The organism is Nocardia violaceofusca NBRC 14427, assembly GCF_963869435.1.
Taxonomy (GTDB): Bacteria; Actinomycetota; Actinomycetes; order Mycobacteriales; family Mycobacteriaceae; genus Nocardia; species Nocardia aobensis.
Map to the genome: position 1 here is coordinate 91149 of NZ_CAWMPM010000021.1, position 20345 is coordinate 111493.

Genomic DNA, 20345 nt, shown 5'->3' on the forward strand with positions numbered 1-20345 from the left:
ACCCGACCAGCCCAGGGGAGAGACGAACCATCGTGGCCGACGAGAAGGATGCAGCCGAGCAGTCAGCGACGCCGGCGGAGGCGCTGAGCGAAGAGGCTCTCTCCGCTGCGGCCGCCGCCGCGGAGAAGGCGTTCGCGGCCGCGGCCGACCTGGATGCGCTCGCCACCGCCAAGACCGAGCATATGGGCGGCAAATCGCCGATCGCGCTGGCTCAGCGGGCGATGGGCGGGCTGCCCAAACAGGACAAGGCCGATGCCGGCAAGCGCGTGAACGTGGCCCGTGGCCGGGTGTCGGACGCCTTCGAGGCCCGCCGCGCCCAACTGCTCGCCGAACGCGACGCCGCCGTCCTGGTCGCCGAGGCGATCGATGTCACGCTGCCGGCCCGGCGCGGTCCGATCGGCGCGCGCCACCCCATCACGGTGATCTCCGAGCAGATCGAGGACGTCTTCGTCGGCATGGGCTGGGAGGTCGCCGAGGGGCCCGAGGTCGAGACCGAGCACTTCAACTTCGACGCGCTGAACTTCCTGCCCGACCACCCGGCCCGCACCATGCAGGACACCTTCCACGTGGCGCCGGAAGGTTCCCGCCAGGTTCTGCGCACTCATACCTCTCCGGTGCAGGTGCGCTCGATGCTGTCGCGCGAGCTGCCGATCTACGTGGTCTGCCCGGGACGGACCTTTCGCACCGACGAACTCGACGCCACCCACACCCCGGTCTTCTCCCAGGTCGAGGGTCTGGCCGTGGACAAGGGCCTGACCATGGCGCATCTGCGCGGCACGCTGGACGCGTTCGCGCGGGCGCTGTTCGGACCGGATACGCGAACCCGCATGCGCCCCAACTACTTCCCGTTCACCGAGCCCTCCGCCGAGGTCGACGTGTGGTTCCCGGACAAGAAGGGCGGCGCCGGCTGGGTCGAATGGGGCGGCTGCGGCATGGTCAACCCGAAGGTGCTGATCGCCAGCGGGATCGATCCCGAGATCTACAGCGGATTCGCCTTCGGTATGGGACTCGAGCGCACCCTGCAGTTCCGCAACGGCATTCCGGATATGCGTGACATCGTCGAGGGCGATGTGCGCTTCACGCTGCCGTTCGGCATCCGCGCCTGAGTCCGGCCCCATCCACCACCCGAGAACCTTCATACGAGGAAGCGAAACGTCACGTGCGAGTAGCGCAGTCCTGGCTGACGGAAACCCTGCAGCGGACCACCCCCGGGTGGTCGCTGACCCCCGAGGAGCTCGACGCCGGTTTCGTCCGCGTGGGCCTCGAGGTCGAGGAACTCGACACCCTGCGGCCGGTCACCGGCGATATCGAACATCCGCTGGTGGTCGGCCGGGTCGCCGAGATCACCGAGCTGACCGAGTTCAAGAAGCCGATCCGGTTCTGCAAGGTCGATATCGGCAAGCCGGAACTGCAGGAGATCGTCTGCGGCGCACGCAATTTCGCGGTCGGTGACCTCGTGGTCGTGGTGCTGCCGGGCGGTGTGCTGCCGGGCGGATTCGCCATCAGTTCGCGCAAGACCTACGGCCACGTCTCCAACGGCATGATCTGCTCGGTCGCCGAACTCGGTATCGGCAAGGATCATTCCGGCATTCTCGTGCTGGAGCCGGGTACCGCCGAACCGGGCGCCGACGCCAACGAACTGCTGGGCCTCGACGATACGGTGATCGAACTCAACATCACCCCGGACCGCGGCTACTGCTTCTCGGTCCGCGGCCTGGCCCGCGAACTCGCCTGCGGTTTCGACCTCGACTACGCCGATCCCGCGGTGCGCACGCTGCCCGACGACGAGGCCGAGGCGTATGCGGTGACGGTCGAACCGGAATCCGGCTGCACCCGGTTCGCGGTGCGCAGGGTCACCGGCGTCGACCCGAACGCGGTGAGCCCGTGGTGGTTGCAGCGCCGGCTGCTGCTGGCCGGGGTGCGCCCGATCTCGCCCGCCGTCGATGTCACCAACTACGTGATGCTCGAACTGGGCCAGCCGCTGCACGCCTTCGACGCCGCGAAAGTGACCGGGCCGCTGGTCATCCGGCGCGCACACACCGGTGAGACGCTGCGCACCCTCGATGAGGCCGAGCGCACGCTCGACGCCGAAGACGTTGTGATCACCGATGATTCGGGTGTGATCTCGCTGGCCGGCATCATGGGCGGCGCGAGCACCGAGGTCGGCGACGACACCACCGACATCCTGCTGGAGGCCGCGACCTGGAATCCGCTGGCGGTCTACCGCACGGCGCGCCGGCACAAGCTGGTCTCGGAAGCGGGTAAACGCTACGAGCGCGTCGTCGATCCGGAGATCAACGTCGCCGCGCTCGACCGCGCCGCCACTCTGCTGGCCGAAATCGCCGGTGGCACAGTGGAATCCGCGCTGACCGACGTGCGGCTCCCGGTGCCCCCCACCGAGCCGATCCGGATGGATATCGATCTGGCCGACCGCACCGCGGGCGTCGTCTATCCCACCGGCACCTCGGCGCGCCGGCTCGCGCAGATCGGCTGCTCCGTCGAGGTGAGCGTCAGCGAGACCGGCCACGGCCAGCTGGTCGTGACCCCGCCGAGCTGGCGGCCCGATCTCACCCAGCCCGCCGATCTGGTGGAGGAGGTGCTGCGGCTCGAGGGTCTGGAGCAGATTCCGTCGGTGCTGCCGACGGCTCCGGCCGGGCGTGGCCTCACCGCCGAGCAACGCCGTCGCCGGGCCGTCAGCCGTGCGCTCGCCTTCTCCGGATGTGTGGAGGTGCCGGCGCCGATCTTCATGACCGCGGGGGTCTTCGACACCTGGGGTCTGGACGCCGACGATCCGCGCCGCAACACTATGCGCGTGCTGAACCCGCTCGACGTGGAGAAGGCGGAACTGGCGACCACGCTGTTGCCCGCCCTGCTCGAGGTGGCCGCCCGCAACATCTCCCGGGGTGAGCGCGATCTGTCGATCTACGGCATCGCCCAGGTCGTCCTGCCCGGCCCCGACACCCACGCGGTGGCCGAACTGCCGGTCGACCGCCGTCCCACCGACGAGCAGATCCGCGAGCTCATCGAGTCTCTGCCCGCCCAGCCGGTGCACGTCGCCGCGGTTATGACCGGCCGGCGGGAACCGCGTGGCCCGTGGGGCCCGGGCCGGGTCGCCGAGGCGGCCGACGCGTTCGCCCTCGCCGACGCCGTCGCCGATGCCGCCGGGGTCACCATCGAGCGCCGAGCCGCCGCATATTTGCCGTTCCACCCGGGCCGCTGCGCGGAATTGGCGGTCGACGGCACGGTGGTGGGCCATGCCGGCGAACTGCATCCGGCCGTCCTCGAGCGCAGCGGGCTGCCGCCGCGCACCTGTGCGCTGGAACTGGATCTGGACGCGCTGCCGCTGCGCGAATCCCGGCCCGCACCGGTCGTTTCCCCCTTCCCGGCGGTGCTGCAGGACGTGTCGGTGAGTGTCGAGAAGACCGTCGGCGCGGCTCAGGTCGAATCGGCGCTGCGCACCGGTGCGGGCGAGCTGCTCGAGGACATCGCCCTGTTCGACGTCTACGAGGGCGCCCAGGCGGGCGAGGGTCGCAAATCCCTCACCTACGCCCTGCGCTTCCGGGCGAGCGACCGCACCCTCACCGAGGACGAGGCCAGCGCGGCCCGCGATTCGGCGGTCGCGGCGGCCGCCGACGCGGTCGGAGCGGTACTGCGCGGATAGTGCGAGCGTGGGCTCGCGAACGGGCGTGTGTGCAGGTAGGAAGGGACTATGCGACATCCGGCCGAGGGCGTGCTCAACGCGCTGACGTTCCATCCCGAACGTCGGATCACCATGACGCCCGAGCAGTTCGGGTTCGACCACGACGATCTGTGGCTGACCGCGGACGACGGGGCCCGGATCAACGCGTGGTTCGTGCGCGCCGAGAAGCCGATCGCCCACGTGCTCTACGCCCACGGCAACGGCGGCAATATCGGCGACCGCTCGCCGATCCTGGCATTGCTGGCCGCCGCGGGCCTGAACGTGCTGACCTTCGACTATCGCGGTTACGGTCGTAGTCCGGGCCGGCCGAGCGAACGCGGGCTGTATCTGGATGCCCGGGCCGCCCGCCGGGCGCTGCTGGAGCAATCCGGGGTGGATCCGAAACGCATTGTCTACCTCGGCAAGTCGCTCGGCGGCGCGGTCGTCACGGAGTTGGCGACCGAGTATCCGCCCGCGGCGATGATTCTGATGTCCACCTTCACCGGTCTGCGCGAGGCGGCCCGCGCGGTCTACCCGTTCATTCCGAAACCGTTGGTGCCGAACGCCTTTCCGACGTTGCAGCGGCTCCGCGAGCTGCGGGTGCCCACGTTCGTCATGCACGGTGAGGCCGACGAACTGCTTCCGGTCGAGATGGGCCGCACCTTGTACGCGGCGCTGGCCGAGCCGAAGCGGCTGCTGATCTACCCGAGCGCTGGGCACAACACCCTGGTCTCGATTCCCGGCTGGTCGGGAACCGTATCGGCGTGGGTCCGCGACGTTCTCGCGGGTGTGGAATCGGTGACCGGCGAGTGAAATCGGCCGGACCATGGTCGCGATGCGTAGCCTGGGTGCATGTCCGACACCGGTGATATGGCGGCCCTGCTCGCCGCGCTGCAAGATGAGGATCTGCTCGAGGTCGTGGTCACCGCGACCACGGGCCGGCCGGGTCTGGAGAAGTTGCATCTGACCGCGGTCGAACTGGCGGCCCGTCCCACTCGCGCCGAGCCCGCGGCCGATGTGACTTCGGACACTCCTGGGGCTGCCGCCGCCGTGCTGCCGCCGATCTCCGGCGGATTCGGGCAGGTCGCGGTGGGCTCGGGCGTGCCGCTGCCGCCGGAAGGCTTCGGTGTGCCCGGCGGCTACTCCGAATCCGGAGTCCCTACTTTCGAGTCAGTTCGCGATAAGGTCGAGCAGCGCTACGGCACCGCCCAGGGGTTGGGTGAACTCGACCGGCAGACACCGGCGGGCCGCAGCGCCGACGAACAATGGCAGGCGCGGGAGAAAGCCGCGCGGGAACGCCTGGACGAGATTCGGAAGTCGATGCGCGACGACGTGTGATTCCGGCTGGTCCGGCGGTCCGGACAGCTGAAGGGGAACCGATGACCGCAGCACAGGACGTCGCCGCGAAACTGCTCGACGCGCAGGTGGACTATCTGCTGGCGGAGGTGACGGGAGATCGGTTCGCCGAGGTCGTCGCCCGGGATGTCGACGATGTGCTGGCGGTCGCCGACACGATCGTCTTCCGCGACGTGGTCTCCGTCGAAGACGCTCGCCGGACCGTGCGCACCGTCGTGAACCGCATCGGCGGCAGCCCGGTGCTGCAGGATTCGGTGGCGGTGTTCGCCGACGCGATCTACGACAATATCGCCGAGAACAACGACCACACCCTCGGCGACGTCGTGGACCGCGAACCCGTGGAAGCGTTGCTGGAGAAGATCTTCGGCATGCACCAGGCCCAGGAACGCCTGCTGGAGCGGCTGACCGAAAGCCCCCTGGTGGCGACGGCGGCGTCCAAATTCGTCGACAAGCTGATCGACGATTTCATGGAGTCGAACCGGCAGATGGCCAGCAAGGTTCCGGGCGTCGGATCGCTGGTGTCGTTCGGCACCAACGCGGCCAAGTCCGCGCGCAAGGCCGCCGAGAAGGCCAGCAGCGGCACCTTCATCGGCGATATGGCCGGTAAGGGTGCCATGTTCGCCCTCAAGCGCACCAACAACGCGATCCGCGAAATGCTGCGCGACGCGCCGGTGCACGGCGCGGCGATGGAGTTCTGGGATCTGCACGCCGGTGAGCCGGTCAGCGGCCTGCGCGACTACCTGACCCAGGCCGACCTGCGCGAACTCGCCCTGCTGGTGCACCGCATCGTCGTCACCACCCGCGACAAGGAGTACGTGGGTGTGCTCCTCGACGAATGCGTCGACGTGTTCTTCACCAAGTACGGCGACCACACCCTCGGCGCGCTGCTGCCCGAACTCGGCCTGTCCGCCGACGACGTCCGTACCGAGATCCTGCGCTACGGCCCCGCGGTGGTCGAGGCGGCGAAGCGAAACGGCGTGCTGGCCAAGCTGATTCGCGAACGCCTCGAACCGTTCTACACCTCCGAGCCGGTGCTGGCGATCCTGGCCGAGGCGACGCAGTGATACCCCGGCGCCGTCCGGCCCGGGTCGACTACCCCCGGGCCGGATCGCGTTTCGCTCGCTGATCAGCCGGTGATCTCGGCGAACATGCCGGGGTCGTACGAGCCGCCCTGCTGGCGCACGATCACACCGAGCCGGTTGGCCGCGTTGATCTGCGCGACCAGGCCGACCAGTGCGGCGATCTGGTCGTCGTCGTAATGCTTGCGCACCTGCGCCCAGGTCTCGTCCGAGACTCCCTGATGGGCGTCGGCGATGCGGGTACCTTCCTCGGCCAGCGCGAGCGCGGCCCGCTCGGCGTCTGTGTAGACCGACGACTCGCGCCACGCGGCGACCAGGTTGATGCGCACCGCGGGCTCGCCGGCGGCCGCGAGGTCCTTGCTGTGCACGTCCGTGCACCAGCCGCAGCCGTTGATCTGGCTGACACGCAGCATCATCAGGTCCTGGGTCGCCTTGGGCAGGGTCGACTGGAGGATGACCAGGCTGGTGTTGCCGAACCGCTTGGCGAACTTGGCGCCGAGTGCGTTGTCGGTGAGGGTGAAACGGGGTTCCATGACTTCGTCCTTGCTGCCGTGATCGTTGAACGAACACAAGATGCCGCGCCCACCATCGGTGTGACAGTGTGGAAAAGTGATGTGCGGCATAGATATCCGATGTCACAAACAGCGGCTGCCCGGCGTCCCGTCGCGGCGATCTCGGTGGTCCGCGTCGAGCGCGGATTTCAGTGCGAGATCGTCATGGGCCGTAACAGGGACTCGGTCAGAGCCAATTGGCTGTCGAACTCGGCCGGGTCGAGGGCGGCGATACGCAGGAGGATGTGTTCGGCGCCCGCGTCGATGTACCGATCGAGTTGCGCCGCAACGTGTTCGGCGGTGCCGGTCAGCAGGACCTGGATCGTTTCGACCGTGTCCACCGGCATCCGGTAGGTCGCCTGCGTGTAGCGGTCCAGCGCGGCCCGGCCCGCGTGCGGGTCGTCGCTGAGGTAGACCGTGGCGAAAAGTGCCGGAGTGATCGATGTGTCGGTGCGTCCGGCGGCGGTCGCGGCGGACCGTACGGCGGTCAGGCCCTCGGCATAGGCTCGCACATCCGGCGGGTAGGGCAGCCAGCCGTCGTAGCGCCGTCCGGTGCGGGCCAGCGCGGCGGGAGTGATGCCGGTGGCCCAGATGGGTGGCCCGCCCGGCCGGTGCGGCTGTGGCACGTCCGGCAACCAGTCGTAGTGGAGGACCTTGCCGTGGAACGGGTCGGTGTTCTGGGACCACAGCCGCCGCCACAGGTCGACGGTGTCGTCGAGCTGGGAGAAGCGGGTTCGGTAGTCGACGCCGACCAGGTCGAATTCGGCTCGGCTGAGTTCCGGGAATCCGGCGCCGACGCCGAGGATCAGCCGCCCCGAGGCCAGCTGATCCAGCGATGCGAGGGTGGCGGCGGCCTGCACCGGGTGCCGGTACGCCGGCATCAGCGCAGCCGTGCCGAGAGTGATCCGCTCGGTCAGCGCCGCCGCGGCCGCCAGGACCGTCAGGGGTTCGATCCGGGCCCGGCTCAGCGAATCGCCCAGCCACACCGAATCGAACCCCATACGTTCGGCTGTCACCGCCAACTCGGCCAGATGACGGGCCGCGCCGTCGTGCTGCAGCTGCGCGACGCCGCCGGGAAGGAGTAGGCCGTATCGAATGTCGTTCACGAGCTCAGCCTCGGCGTCCGGCTGCCGCGCGACAACTCCCTCGAGGGTATCGCCGGGTGCCGGCGCCGGTCGGATCGGCGATCGCCGGACCGGCACGGCGGGACGGTTCCGCGACAACGAATTTCGCGCTGTCGAATTCGACTCCATTGGTTTGAATTCTCGGCACAGCGGGTAACGGCACTCACTCGATGAGAACCGACCGCACGGTATTTCGATATTCCCACTCCTGAACGTAACGCTGTGCGGCAGTACGTTGTTTGAAGATTCAATGTTGTCCACCGGAAGGTCCGGTCATGAGCGCAGACCACCGACCCGTCGAATTGTCGGCTCTGGCCGCGGCGTTGCATACCGAGCAGGACGGCTATCGAAAGTCGTTGCGCAACCGTCAATTGCAGATGATCGCGATCGGCGGAGTGATCGGCACCGGACTGTTCCTCGGTGCGGGTGGACGTCTCGCCGATGCAGGTCCAGGGCTTTTTCTGGTCTACGCGGTCTGCGGTGTCTTCGTCTTCTTCGTGCTGCGGGCGCTGGGGGAGTTGGTGCTGTATCGGCCGTCATCCGGATCGTTCGTATCCTACGCGCGCGAATTTTATGGCGAGAAACTCGCTTTCGCCGTCGGCTGGATGTATTTCTTTCACTGGTGCATGACCGGCATCGTAGACATCACCGCGATCGCGACATATGTCCGATATTGGGGTGCGTTCACCGTGGTGCCGCAGTGGGTGATCGCACTGGTGGCGCTGATGGCGGTGGTCGGCACGAATTTGATCTCGGTGCGATGGTTCGGGGAACTCGAATTCTGGGTGGCGCTGGTGAAAGTCGTCGCCCTCATCGGATTTCTGATCGTGGGCACGGTCTTCCTCGCCGGCCGATTCGCCCTCCGGGGCGAGTCCACGGGGGTGAGCGTGATCACGCATCACGGCGGCCTGTTCCCGACCGGTGTGCTGCCGCTCGTCACGGTCACCACGGGCGTCGTCTTCGCCTATGCGGCAGTGGAATTGGTCGGCATCGCCGCGGGCGAGACCGAGAATCCGCACGAGGTGATGCCGCGGGCCATCAACTCGGTCATCGCCCGCATCGGGGTGTTCTACGTCGGCTCCCTCGTCCTGCTGGGACTGTTGCTGCCCTACACCGCCTTTCGTGACGGCGAGAGCCCGTTCGTGACGTTCTTCGCCCGCATCGGCGTTCCCGCCGCCGGGTCGATGATGAATCTGATCGTGCTCACCGCCGCGTTCTCCAGCCTCAACGCGGGCCTGTATTCCACCGGCCGCATCCTGCGGTCGATGTCGGCGAACGGCAGCGCCCCCGCCGTCGCCACCCGCATGTCGCGCACCGGCGTGCCCTATGTCGGCATTCTTGCGACCGGCGCGATCGCGCTGATCGGCGTCGGACTCGACGCGGTGGTGCCGGACAAGGCATTCGAGATCGTCCTGAACGTCTCCGCCCTCGGCACGATCGTCTCGTGGATGGTGGTTCTGCTCTGCCAGCTGCGCCTGTGGCGCCGCTGGTGGGACGGCATCTCCCACCGCCCCGCCTACCGCATGATCGGCGCTCCCTACACCGGTTACGCCACCCTCGCCTTTCTGGTGGTCGTGATCGTCCTGATGGCGTGCAGCAGCGACCCGATCCAACGCTGGGCGGTCATTGCCACGATCTGCGTCATGGGACCGGTGCTGGTCGGAGGATGGTTCCTGACGCGACGAAAAGTGTTGCGCATAGCGGCGATTCGCCACGACCACACCGGCCAGTTCCCAGTGGTCGCCGAGCGCCCGTGGCCCGGGCGGCCGGCGGAACCCGAAGTGATCGTGGAGGATCCGGGCCGGCGCGGGAGATGAGCGGCCGCAGGGCGAGTGGCTCCTCCTCGACGGCATGGTCAGCGGCCGATCTCGTTCAGTTCGGCGACGTCCTCATCCGTCAGCGAAAGCCCGGCTCCGGTGATGTTCTCGCGCAGGTGAGCCGCGGACGACGTACCGGGAATGAGCAGAATGTTCGGTGCGCGCCGCAACAGCCAGGCCAGCGCCACCGGCAGCGGCGCGGCGCCCACCCGGTTCGCGACTCGGGCGAGTGTCTCCGACTGCAGCGGTGTGAAGCCACCGAGCGGGAAGTACGGTACGTAGGCGATGTCGTCGTCGGCGAGCCGGTCGATGAGGTCGTCGTCGTGGCGGTGGGCGAGGTTGTACATGTTCTGCACGCATACGATCGCCACGATGCTCCGCGCCTCGGCGACTTGATCCGCGGTGACGTTGCTGACTCCGAGATGGCGTATCAGCCCGTCCTGCTGAAGGTCGGCGAGCGTCTCCAATGCCGCTGCGAGCGAGCCGGGCTGGGGGCCTGCGGCATCGCCCATGCGCAGGTTGACCAGGTCGAGCGTCTCGACCCCGAGCGACCGAAGGTTCTGGTGCACCTGTTCGCGTAAGTCTTCGGGACGCCGGGCCGTAGGCCAGCCGCCCTGCGCGTCGCGGCGCGCCCCGACCTTCGTGGCGATGTACACCGCGTCCGGGTAGGGGTGCAGCGCCTCGCGGATCAACTCGTTCGTCACATCAGGCCCGTATGCGGCACTGGTGTCGATGTGGGTGATACCGGCATCGACGGCCTCACGCAGCACGGCCAGCGCGCCGTCGCGGTCGGTGGGCGGCCCCATGACCCCGGGGCCGGCGAGCTGCATGGCGCCGTAGCCGAATCGGGTGACAGTCGCGTCGCCGAGCATTCGGGTACCGCCGGGAAGGAGGGGTGCGTTCACGTGGCGCCTTTCGTCTCCGATCGGGAGGAGCTGTCTGCGACCTCCTGGCACCATTGTTGGAGAGCTACTCTCTTTCGGGAAGTAGGCACTTGAAAGTGCGTAACTCTCCGATGAAAGGCGAGGCCGGTGACAGCGAAGGTATTCGAGGGGGCTCGAAGCAGCGCGGAGTACAACGCATTCCTGGCGGCATGCCCCAGTCGTCAACTCCTCGATCGAATCTCCGACAAATGGGTCGTGCTGATTCTGTGCGCGTTGAGCGGGGATGCGGGCGACGCGTCCGATCGGCCCGGTGTCTCGCGTGCCCCGAGAGCGATGCGTTACTCCGAACTGTCTCGCCTGCTGGTCGGAGTCAGCCAGAAGATGTTGACCCAAACCCTGCGGGCTCTCGAGCGTGACGGTCTGCTCACCCGCACAGTGACGCCGACCGTTCCCGTCACGGTCGCCTACGAGCTCACCGAACTCGGCCTCTCACTCCATCACTTGACGCGGGGCCTCAGATCCTGGGCACAGGACCACATGGACGAGGTGTTGGCCCACCGTCAGAGCCACGACGCTCGCACCTCATGAGCGGGCCGGACGACGTTGGTGCTCGAGCGGTGAGTGGCGAATCACCGTGCAGCACAGGACGACTCTGGACAGCAAAGTACAGTAAGCGCATCGTTACTATACTTTTTAGTGCTTAACGTATAGTAACGACCTCTTTGCTGTACTTTAGGCGCTCAACCTCTACCCGGGGCGGTCGACAGCAGCGTGTGGCGCGTCGGGTGGGCCGCGCGGTGGGGCTGTTCGCACCGGCCTGGTTCACATGCATCGAACGACGAGCGTCCGGCCGCTTCGTGAAGATGGTGACACGACAAGGGCGTCCGGGCTTATCGGCCCGAACGCCCTTGCGGCACAGAGGGTTAAGTAAGGTCGAAGCCGCCGCTCCCGAGGCGGGCGGTGAACGCATCCCAGTCGGCGGGGGCGAACACGAGGGCGGGGCCGGTGGGGTTCTTGGAATCTCGGACGCCGACGTGGCCCTCGGGAAGGTGGGCGACCTCGACGCATTCCTTGCCCGACGAACTGCGGCTGGACTTGAACCATTCGGCCTTGGATAGGTCAACGTTCACGCCTGGTGCTCCTTCGCTATTGCCGAAATCAGGTGCCGGGTGTCGTGTTCATTCAAAGCTACCCGCTGGACTGCGTTCAGCGCAGCGCGATAGCGCTGGACTTCCTCGGCGCGCTCCAAGTACAGATCGCCGGCATATGCCTCGATGTACACGATCGGTGGTTCGGTCAACTTCGATTGCGGCAGCTCGGGAAAGTCGAGAAGGATGAACGATCCGGCCAATGGCCCGGTGTGACGGCGAGCGTTGAAGGGGACGACCCGCACCGAAACGTTGGGCCGTTCCGATTCATCAATGAGGTGGTGTAGCTGTTCGGCCAGCACGTGCGGGCCGCCGACCTGGTCACGGACAGCGGCTTCGGACAGAACTACCTCCAGTGTGAAGCCGGGATCGTCGAGGCGCCTTTGCCGCTGTACGGTCACTTGCAGACGTCCTTCGATAGCTTCCGGCGTCAGCTCGGGAATTTCCGACCAAGCCAAGGCCCGACGGTAAGCAGGCGTCTGCAACAAACCTGGCACGATCCCTGTCTTCCACGCGGTCATATGGCTGGCAGCCTCTTCCAAGGAGAGGTAATGGTCGAATCCGCTGGGGATTTGGGCATCGGCATAAGCCCTCCACCACCCGCCTCCGCGCTCGCGTGAAGCCCGCACCTCGGATACCAACCCCAGCAACGTCCGCCGGTCCTCATCCGACGCCTCATAGAAATCGCACAGCGCATTCACCTGCAGCCCAGTGGTTCTCGTGGACAGCCCCTCTTCGATGCGGCCGATGGATTGGGGTGAGGTTTCGGCGGCGCGGGCGGCGGCGGCCTGCTTCAGCCCCTTGGCCTCGCGGAGGCGGCGCAGTTCGCGCCCCAAGGCGCGGCGGGCGAGGGTGCTGCCGGTGACGGACATATCGTTAGCCTCCCTAGTGATCGATCCTGTTTCTGGAAGCCACCCTGTGGTGGCGTTCGAAGTTCTGTCCCCGTAGTGAATGTCCGGGATCCGTGAAAAACATTCGGGCGCTTGCCTATTCCGGATGCGGGACGTTTCGAGTGTACTGGCATCCGCCTCGGTAGCCGGGAAGAACCAACCGCCGAATTCCTCTCGCCTTTCGCGGGACGGCGGTCTCCGGCCCCGGCTATCGGGCATGCCAGCACCGAAAACGGCAGGAGCGCACCGATGTACGGACATCCGATGGCCTATCACGTCGAGATCACGGCGGTGATCGCTCGACGTCGCCCGCGCGTTGTCGGTCGTATTCGCAGTCCGGTGCCGCAGTCGGTCTGTGTATCGAGACATGTTGTCCACCAGCACTTTTGCGTTTGCAAGATGGAGGCGGCAAACGGCTCGGTTTAGCGGCAGGATTGCGCTGTGAATATTCAAGGAGCAATTTCGCTGACGGTTGCCGAACCTGTCCGGGTATCGCCCTCGGCATCGAATATGGGGGCGAGTCCCGGCGCTCTTCCCGGCAATCATCTCGGCTGCGGCGAACGTCCGGGCATGATGTCGGACGCGATTTCCACTCCGCCCCGCCCGGTAGTATTCGTGGCGATCGCGAATCTGTTCATCCGGGAAGGAAGCTTCGGCTCCGGGCGAAGGCGAATACGCCGGCGCCGATCACAGCGGTGGAGGAGAGCGCATGGCGAAAACGAATGTGGCCGAGCAATTCGTGCACGTGCTCGTACAGGCCGGAGTGCGGCGGATCTACGGCGTGGTGGGGGACAGCCTCAATCCGATCGTCGACGCGGTGCGCCGCACGCCGGAAATCGAATGGGTGCATGTGCGCAACGAGGAGGCCGGCGCCTTCGCCGCGGCGGCGGAGGCGCAACTGACCGGCCGCCTGGCCGTCTGCGCGGGTAGCTGCGGTCCGGGTAACACGCACCTGATCCAGGGCCTCTACGACGCGCACCGCACCGGAGCGCCGGTGCTGGCACTGGCCTCCCACATCCCCTCCGACCAGATCGGCACCCAGTTCTTCCAGGAAATGCATCCGGAACGGCTCTTCGTCGAATGCAGCGGGTACTGCGAAATGATCAGCCGGCCCGAGCAGATGCCGCGCATGCTGCGGATCGCGATCCAGCATGCGCTGGCTCGTCACGAGGTGTCGGTGGTGGTGCTGCCGGGCGATGTCGCGCAGCTGGACGCCGCGCACCCGACCGGCGAGACGAGTCTCGTCTCCGAACTCGGCCACGTCATGCCCGCCGCCGAACAGGTGCAGGCGCTCGCCGACGCGCTGAACGCGGCGCGCACCGTCACGCTGTTCTGCGGTGCCGGCGTGCGCGACGCGCACGAGGAGGTGATGCGGCTCGCGGAACTGCTCCACGCACCCATCGGGCACAGCCTGCGCGGTAAGGAATGGATCCAGTTCGACAATCCCTACGACGTGGGAATGAGCGGTCTGCTCGGCTACGGCGCCTGCTACAAGGCGATGCACGAGGCCGACCTGGTCGTGCTCGTCGGCACCGATTTCCCCTACGACGAATTCCTGCCGGGAACCGATACCGTGCAGATCGACCACGACGCCGCCCGCCTCGGCCGGCGCACGCCGCTGCAACTGGCCGTGCACGGCGACGTCCGGGAAACCCTGCGCGCGGTTCTACCCCTCCTGAAGCAGAAGTCCGACCGCGAATTCCTGGACCGCATGCTCGGCGAGCACTGCCGGCTGCTCGAGCAGGTCGTCGACGCCTACACCCGAAATGTGGCCGACCACAAGCCGATTCACCCCGAATACGCCGCCGACATCCTCGACGACCTCGCCTCCGACGACGCGATCTTCACCGTCGACACCGGCATGTGCAATGTGTGGGCGGCGCGCTATCTGACACCGAACGGCCGTCGCCGGGTGATCGGGTCGTTCCTGCACGGCACGATGGCCAACGCCCTGCCGCATGCCATCGGCGCGCAATTCGCCTATCCGGACCGGCAGGTGATCTCGATGTCCGGCGACGGCGGATTGGGCATGCTGATGGGTGAGGTGCTCACCGTGGCGTTGCACCGGCTGCCGGTCAAGATCATCGTCTTCAACAATTCGTCGCTGGGTATGGTGCGGCTGGAGATGCTGGTGGACGGCCTGCCGAACTTCGAAACCGACCATGCCCCGGTCGATTTCGCCGCCGTGGCCCGCGCCGCGGGCATCCACGCGGTGCGAGTCACCGAACCCTCCGACATCCGCGCAGCCCTCGCCGAGGCGCTGGCACATCCGGGCCCCGCGCTGGTCGACCTGGTCACCGATCCGAACGCCCTGTCCCTCCCGCCGCACATCACCGCGGCGCAGGTGCGTGGCTTCGCGCTCGCGGCCAGCAAGATCGTGCTCACCGGCGGGGTGGGCCGCATGATCGACATGGCCCGGTCGAATCTGCGTAACGTGCCGCGATGAAAAGCGCTGCTTCCCAGTGAGATTCGTGGTCGCCGAGCGAGACGAACCCGCCCGGCCGACCCTCACACGTACTGCTCGCGCAACTTGCCCTTGACCAGTTTTCCCGTCGGTGTACGGGGCAGTTCGTCGGCGAAATCGACGCTGCGCGGCACCTTGTAGTGGGCGATGCGCTCGCGCAGGAAGTCGCGGAGTCGTTGCGCCAGTTCGGGTCCCGGCTCCGCGCCGGGTGCGGGCTGGACGACCGCCTTCACCGATTCACCCATCTCCTCGTCGGGCACGCCGATCACCGCCACATCGAGGACGTCGGGGTGTAGGGCCAGGGCGTCCTCGATTTCCTGCGGGTAGATGTTCACCCCGCCGGAGATGATCATGAACGCCTTGCGGTCGGTCAGGAACAGGAACCCGTCGGCGTCGATGTAGCCGATATCGCCGGTGGTGGTCCAGGTCGGGTGATCCGGGTGAATCGCCTTCGCGGTCTTCTCCGGATCGTTGTGGTAGTCGAACGGGACTTCCTCGCGTTCGAAATAGATGGTGCCGATCTCGCCGGAGGGCAATTCGCGCCCGTCGTCGTCGCAGATGCGAACCGCGCCCAGGCCCGCGGGCCCGACCGAGCCGGGTTTGCGCAACCACTGCTCGCTGTCGATGAAGGTGGCGCCGTTTCCTTCGGTCGAGGCGTAATACTCGTGCAGCACCGGCCCCCACCAGTCGATCATCGCCTGCTTCACCTCCACCGGACACGGCGCGGCGGCGTGGACGGCGACCCGCATGCTCGAGACGTCGTAGCGGGCACGCACGCTCTCGTCGAGTTTCAGCATGCGCACGAACATCGTCGGCACCCACTGGCTGTGGGTGACGCGATAGCGTTCGATCGCGGCCAGGGCCTGTTCGGCGTCGAAGCGCTCCAGCACCACCACGGTTCCGCCGAGGGCGTGCACCACACCGCCGAACCGCAACGGCGCGGCGTGATACAGCGGAGCCGGCGACAGGTACACGGTGTCGGTGTCGAATCCGTAGAGCGGGCCGAACACCGCGGTGTAGGTGTCACCCGGCGCATCGCCGACCTGACGATCCGGCAACGGATGTTTGATGCCCTTCGGGCGGCCGGTGGTGCCCGACGAATACAGCATGTCGGCGCCGCGCGGCTGATCCGGCAGCGGCTCCGCAGAGGATGCGGCCAGAGCCTTGTCGTACGAGTCGTATCCGGGAACAGGTCCGCCGAAGGCGAGCCGGATCCCGACCTCGGGCGTCTGCGCGACCACCCGCTGCGCGACATCCGCCAGCTCCGCCGACACGATGAGCGCCCGTGCGCCGCAATCGTTGACGATATAGCTGATCTCGTCCGCGGACAGGTGCCGGTTGACGGCCGTGATGTAAAGGCCGGATCGCAACGCCGCCCAGTAGACCTCGTACACCTCGAGCGTATTGCCCGACAGCAGCGCGACGTGATCGCCCTTGCGCAGGCCCGCGTCGTAGAGGTGGCGCGCGAGGCGAACCGAGTTGTCCTCGAGTTCGCGGTAGGTCAGCGCCGCACCGCTCTCGGCCAGCACGACCGCCGGTTTATCAGGGAAACGATCGACATGCGCACCGGGGTACATCCTGCTCCTCCACAACACCGCCGACGGCCCGGACGCGACCGCCGGTCGAGAGGGACCTGCCTCGCCGCCGCGACACCGGCCCCGCCGAGACACCGTCCCGACGAGCGCGACGATAGCGGAAAGTAAACGACGATTCGTGAATTATCGCCAAACTTCTGTCCGCGTTCGCGGAGGTGTGGACCGCCGTACGCCGGGGCGCGCGAGCTGGGGCGACCGGTTCTCGCCGGGTTGTGGGCGGATGCCACCCGCCGCTCGCGGCTGCGACCGCCGCCCCGGCGGAACCGGCGGGGGTGCCGGTGAACACGCGCGGGCCTCGGCGCTCGCTTAGGCTGAGCCACAAGCGATGTCGACAAGGAGCTCCGACCTATGGTGAACCCGTACCAGCCCGGATATCCCGCACCGCAACCACCGGGCTGGGGTGTGCCGCCGAATTACCCTGGCGCTCAGCCTTTCTCGGGGTCAAGAGTTACCGGTAAGCGCGCTGCCGTCGACGTCGCGGCGGGTATCGCCTTAGCCGTGGCGGCGATTCTCGCCGCCGCGCAATCCATCTGGGGACTCGTCGTCTCGGGCGGAGGCTATTCCGTCTTCGAGTACGGCTTGGGTGCCGCCGTGATCCCGTTCTGGGTGTGCGCACTCGTCGCGCTGGTCGGCGGCATTCTGCTGGCGATTTCCGGTTCGGGATCCGTCCGGGTTCGTACCATTGCCGCGCTCGGCGCCGGCGCGTTGTTCGTCACGGTCGCCCAGAACATCGTGGTTCTCTGCATCGACTCCTATGTTCGGTTGGCCGACAGAGGTAATTGGCTCGCGATACCCGCTGCCATCGCAATTCTCGCCGCGGTGGGAGCCGTGATCGCGGGAAAGTCGAACTCCGCGGTAACCCCCGTGTCTCCGTCGGCAATCCCCGGCTACCCCGGTGCTGTGCCGTATCCGGGACCGGCGGCCCACGCCGGCGTCCCGCCCGGCTATCCGGCTCCTGCTGTCGCGCCCAACTATTCGGCTCCCGTGGTCTACCCGTCGGCCGAACCTTCGCCGCCGGCGCCTCATGGGTGGCCGTCGTATCCGGGCGCGGCTCCCGGCTATCCGGGCGCCCCCGCGCCGGCCTATCCGGGAGTGCCGGGTTATCCGGGAGCCCCGTCGGGCGTCCAGGGAGATCCGAACGCCGCCGGCCCGCACCTGGTAGCGGGTCCGCACGCCGCCGCGATGCCGCCGGCCCAAGCCCACCACCCCGCCGCACCTTCCCCAACGGGCCCGCAACCGGGTTATCCATCCGCACCGGAACAGCCCAGCGACCCGGACTCATCCTCCGCTCCCACTGTCCATGCGGGCCCGATTGGTGCGCCGCCTTCGGAACCGCGTCTTCCTCAACAGTGAAGCCGGACCGCGCATGGGGCGTAGAAGACGACCGCGCGGTGCGGAAGAGCGAGTCGCCTGTGGATGTCCGGTGCGGCACACCGCACGGCCGGTGGGTGTCCGGGCCGCCGGAGCCGCACTCCAGGCACGCGGCGCGAGACGGTCGGAATGCCCCGCGGGTTTCGACCCGGCGCACCACGCGCGATTGTCGGCGGGACGGTGAACTAATCGTGCAAACCTCGTGGATTTTTGCGGTTTTCCGCCATTGTCGCGGAGGTTTGCACGAATAGTTCAGCCGCGGAGAAGATTCCGCGTGGGGGCGCGGCGTCCGTTCCGCCCCTGCCGGATCAGGTTGCGCGGTGCCGTCTCACTCGGTCGGCCGTTCTGCCGGTACCCGGTGGGCGGCGATCGGCCGGAGGTGTTCGCGCAGCTGATCGCCATGGGCGCCGAAGATCTGTTCGTCGGTGTCTACGGCGACCCTGATAGCCGCGGACGCCAAATCTCTTCCCGCGGCGGTGAGTTCGAGCCGGAAGGCACGGGCGTCGGCGGGGTCCGGGTGGCGCCGGAGCATGCCGCGCTCCTCCAGGACACGGATTACCCGCGACGCCATCATCCGGTCGGTGCCCGCCATATCCGCCGCCTGCTGCTGAGTGGGGCGTGCGCCGTGGCGCGCCAACCATCCGGTGGAGGCCAGCAGATTGAATTGAGTCGGCGTCAGCCCGAGCGGGCGCAGGTTCCGTTCCAGCGTTGCTCGCCACTCGAGGGCGGCGTGATGCAACCAGAACCCAGGGGACAGGAGCGGACCCTGGGGTACTGCCCGCGTCGGTCGTTCAGCCACGCCGTGCCGCTTCCGCCGCGAGGGCCGCGAAGGTGCGCGGCATATCCGCCCGCATTCCCTTTTCCCAGATGAGTTTGAACAGCGGTCCCATCGGTCCGTGGACCTCGACGTTCTCGGAAACCCGCACCGTGCCGTCGCCGAGCGGCTCGTAGGTGCGCCGGCCCCGCAACTTGCCGAACGGCAGGCCCGCCTCGCTGGTCCACGACTGGCCAGGTTCCACCGCGACGATCGTGAACGGCCCCGCTGGTGCTCCCTTGGGCTTCACCCACCCCTTGGTTCCCGGGACGAACGGCCCGTCGAGGCGGGCCTTCTCCTCGTGCGGATCCCATTCGGCCCAGCGTGCGACGTCCGTGGCTACCGCCCAGATCCGGTCGATATCGCCTGCTATTACGGCTTCTTCGGTGAACGAGTACATCATGGGCCGCCTCCAGTTTGTTGCTGCAACAACAATAACTGTTGTTGCAGCAACAAATCTAGATCGTGGCTGATTTCCGCTGGATAGGTGGACTTCGCCGTCCTGTCCTGGCACTAACTCCGATAGCGGAACAGGATTCGGCCCCTGGTCAGGTCGTAGGGGCTCAGCTCCACCAGGACCCGATCGTCCGGGAGGATCTTGATGTAGTTCATCCGGACCTTTCCGGACAGGTGGGCCAGGACCTGGTGGCCGTTGGGGAGTTCCACCGTGAATGTCGCGTTACGCAGGCATTCCACGACGTGCCCCTGAACTTCGATCGCTCCCTTCTTCATCGCCGCACCAACTCCAGCGTGCTGTTCGACCGCTCGGCGCCGATGCCCTCGAACAGGGCGGTGGCCGGCGCGTTGGATTCGTCGATTTCGGCCGCTGCCCATGTTTTCCCGGCGCGGTGCAGCGAGCTGAGCGCCCGGCCCAGCAGGGCGCGGGCGATGCCGCGCCGGCGTGCGTCGGCGCGGACCGCGACCAGTCCGATGCGCGGCAGCCGAGTCGGTTGCGCCACCCGGCACCACCCGATGTACCGGCCGGCTTGGGCCGCCACCACGTAGTTCGCCGGATCGATCGGTGGGGAGATCACCTCGGCCGGCATGGTGTGCCAACCGGCGGTGGCCTCGACTTCGGCGCGTACGGTACGGTCCAGTTCGCGCAGTGAATGCGCTTCGGCCGCACCGAAATTCAGGATCTCGATGTCCGGCGGCGGTGCCGAATCGAGTCCTGTGATCGCAGGATCGGTGGGAACCCGGTATTCCCATTCGCGCCGCCGGGGCGCGAGACCCGCCCGGCGCCATTGCGTGGTCAGCTCGAGATCGGCCTCGTCGACCAGCGTGTACAGCGGTTTCGGCAGCTCGGACAGCATGGCGCCGGCGAGGCGATCGAAGGCCTCGTCCTCCCAGGAGTCGATGCTGAGAAACAGTCGCCCATCGGGCCGCGGTGACGCCTCACCACGACCGACCAGCCGGTCGCCGGTCAGCGCATGCCACTGCCGGTCCGCGATGCGCGTCACCATGAGTTCGGAAGAATGCATTGTCGTCCCCTCTCGGGATCGCTCGGACGAGCACTCCCGATGACGACGTGCGTCAAACGTCCGATCGTGAGAACGGGGAGCGCCCAAGGAAT

At 67.4% G+C, this 20345-nt stretch carries 19 protein-coding genes; 9 read left to right on the plus strand and 10 right to left on the minus strand.

Features of this window, described 5'->3' with window-relative positions; all coding sequences use genetic code 11:
• Positions 1-32: 32 nt before the first annotated feature.
• Genes pheS through AC5592_RS17150 form a run of 5 tightly spaced genes read left to right on the plus strand, consistent with a single transcriptional unit; the run spans position 33 to position 6099 of the window.
• Positions 33-1106, plus strand: a complete 1074-nt coding sequence (gene pheS, locus AC5592_RS17130; RefSeq protein WP_036500671.1) for a phenylalanine--tRNA ligase subunit alpha — start codon at positions 33-35, stop codon at positions 1104-1106.
• Positions 1107-1159: 53 nt separating this feature from the next.
• On the plus strand, positions 1160-3661 hold the full coding sequence (gene pheT / locus AC5592_RS17135; protein ID WP_063064803.1) for a phenylalanine--tRNA ligase subunit beta: 2502 nt from the start codon (positions 1160-1162) through the stop codon (positions 3659-3661).
• A gap of 48 nt (positions 3662-3709) precedes the next feature.
• The gene (locus AC5592_RS17140; RefSeq protein ID WP_063064804.1) at positions 3710-4492 is read left to right on the plus strand and encodes an alpha/beta hydrolase; all 783 of its coding nucleotides are present in this window, start codon (positions 3710-3712) and stop codon (positions 4490-4492) included.
• Positions 4493-4531: 39 nt separating this feature from the next.
• Positions 4532-5017, plus strand: coding sequence for a PspA/IM30 family protein (locus tag AC5592_RS17145; protein WP_063064805.1), 486 nt, complete (start codon positions 4532-4534; stop codon positions 5015-5017).
• A 41-nt stretch (positions 5018-5058) separates the two neighbouring features.
• On the plus strand, positions 5059-6099 hold the full coding sequence (locus tag AC5592_RS17150; protein ID WP_036500678.1) for a hypothetical protein: 1041 nt from the start codon (positions 5059-5061) through the stop codon (positions 6097-6099).
• A 62-nt stretch (positions 6100-6161) separates the two neighbouring features.
• On the opposite strand, the gene AC5592_RS17155 is transcribed toward AC5592_RS17150, so the two are convergent.
• Together AC5592_RS17155 and AC5592_RS17160 are read right to left on the minus strand one after the other, a co-directional pair.
• Positions 6162-6647 (minus strand): carboxymuconolactone decarboxylase family protein, encoded by a 486-nt coding sequence (locus AC5592_RS17155; RefSeq protein ID WP_036500739.1) that lies wholly within the window; start codon positions 6645-6647, stop codon positions 6162-6164.
• 167 nt (positions 6648-6814) lie between these two features.
• Positions 6815-7771 carry an LLM class flavin-dependent oxidoreductase gene (locus AC5592_RS17160; RefSeq protein WP_198163867.1) on the minus strand — a complete coding sequence of 319 codons (957 nt, stop codon included), beginning with the start codon at positions 7769-7771 and terminating at the stop codon, positions 6815-6817.
• Between the two features lie 293 nt (positions 7772-8064).
• Between AC5592_RS17160 and AC5592_RS17165 the strand changes: the two genes are divergently transcribed.
• Entirely contained in the window at positions 8065-9606 is a 1542-nt protein-coding gene (locus AC5592_RS17165) for an amino acid permease (RefSeq protein WP_063064806.1), read from the plus strand.
• A gap of 38 nt (positions 9607-9644) precedes the next feature.
• Here the strand turns inward: AC5592_RS17165 and AC5592_RS17170 are convergent, their stop codons facing one another.
• Positions 9645-10511, minus strand: a complete 867-nt coding sequence (locus tag AC5592_RS17170; protein ID WP_036500680.1) for an oxidoreductase — start codon at positions 10509-10511, stop codon at positions 9645-9647.
• A 126-nt stretch (positions 10512-10637) separates the two neighbouring features.
• On the opposite strand from AC5592_RS17170, the gene AC5592_RS17175 reads away from it, so the two are divergent.
• Positions 10638-11078 (plus strand): winged helix-turn-helix transcriptional regulator, encoded by a 441-nt coding sequence (locus AC5592_RS17175; protein ID WP_036500682.1) that lies wholly within the window; start codon positions 10638-10640, stop codon positions 11076-11078.
• Between the two features lie 335 nt (positions 11079-11413).
• Here the strand turns inward: AC5592_RS17175 and AC5592_RS17180 are convergent, their stop codons facing one another.
• Together AC5592_RS17180 and AC5592_RS17185 are read right to left on the minus strand one after the other, a co-directional pair.
• A complete protein-coding gene (locus AC5592_RS17180; RefSeq protein ID WP_036500685.1) occupies positions 11414-11620 on the minus strand; it encodes a DUF397 domain-containing protein in 207 nt (68 codons plus the stop codon).
• Complete coding sequence (locus AC5592_RS17185) at positions 11617-12510, minus strand: helix-turn-helix domain-containing protein (RefSeq protein ID WP_036500687.1); 894 nt, start codon at positions 12508-12510, stop codon at positions 11617-11619. The genes AC5592_RS17180 and AC5592_RS17185 overlap by 4 nt, the downstream gene beginning before the upstream one ends.
• Before the next feature lie 727 nt (positions 12511-13237).
• Between AC5592_RS17185 and AC5592_RS17190 the strand changes: the two genes are divergently transcribed.
• Positions 13238-14974 carry a pyruvate dehydrogenase gene (locus AC5592_RS17190; protein ID WP_063064808.1) on the plus strand — a complete coding sequence of 579 codons (1737 nt, stop codon included), beginning with the start codon at positions 13238-13240 and terminating at the stop codon, positions 14972-14974.
• 62 nt (positions 14975-15036) lie between these two features.
• Here AC5592_RS17190 and AC5592_RS17195 read toward each other — a convergent pair whose 3' ends face one another.
• Positions 15037-16569, minus strand: coding sequence for an acyl-CoA synthetase (locus tag AC5592_RS17195; protein WP_063064809.1), 1533 nt, complete (start codon positions 16567-16569; stop codon positions 15037-15039).
• Between the two features lie 366 nt (positions 16570-16935).
• On the opposite strand from AC5592_RS17195, the gene AC5592_RS17200 reads away from it, so the two are divergent.
• The gene (locus tag AC5592_RS17200; RefSeq protein WP_157121963.1) at positions 16936-17940 is read left to right on the plus strand and encodes a hypothetical protein; all 1005 of its coding nucleotides are present in this window, start codon (positions 16936-16938) and stop codon (positions 17938-17940) included.
• A gap of 346 nt (positions 17941-18286) precedes the next feature.
• On the opposite strand, the gene AC5592_RS17205 is transcribed toward AC5592_RS17200, so the two are convergent.
• From AC5592_RS17205 to AC5592_RS17220, 4 genes are all read right to left on the minus strand, one after another.
• A complete protein-coding gene (locus AC5592_RS17205) occupies positions 18287-18757 on the minus strand; it encodes a MarR family winged helix-turn-helix transcriptional regulator (RefSeq protein ID WP_063820355.1) in 471 nt (156 codons plus the stop codon).
• Positions 18750-19175 carry an SRPBCC family protein gene (locus AC5592_RS17210; RefSeq protein WP_051024532.1) on the minus strand — a complete coding sequence of 142 codons (426 nt, stop codon included), beginning with the start codon at positions 19173-19175 and terminating at the stop codon, positions 18750-18752. The genes AC5592_RS17205 and AC5592_RS17210 overlap by 8 nt, the downstream gene beginning before the upstream one ends.
• 110 nt (positions 19176-19285) lie before the next feature.
• Positions 19286-19504 carry a translation initiation factor IF-1 gene (gene infA, locus AC5592_RS17215; RefSeq protein ID WP_036500751.1) on the minus strand — a complete coding sequence of 73 codons (219 nt, stop codon included), beginning with the start codon at positions 19502-19504 and terminating at the stop codon, positions 19286-19288.
• The gene (locus AC5592_RS17220; protein WP_063064811.1) at positions 19501-20253 is read right to left on the minus strand and encodes a GNAT family N-acetyltransferase; all 753 of its coding nucleotides are present in this window, start codon (positions 20251-20253) and stop codon (positions 19501-19503) included. The genes infA and AC5592_RS17220 overlap by 4 nt, the downstream gene beginning before the upstream one ends.
• Between the last annotated feature and the right edge of the window lie 92 nt (positions 20254-20345).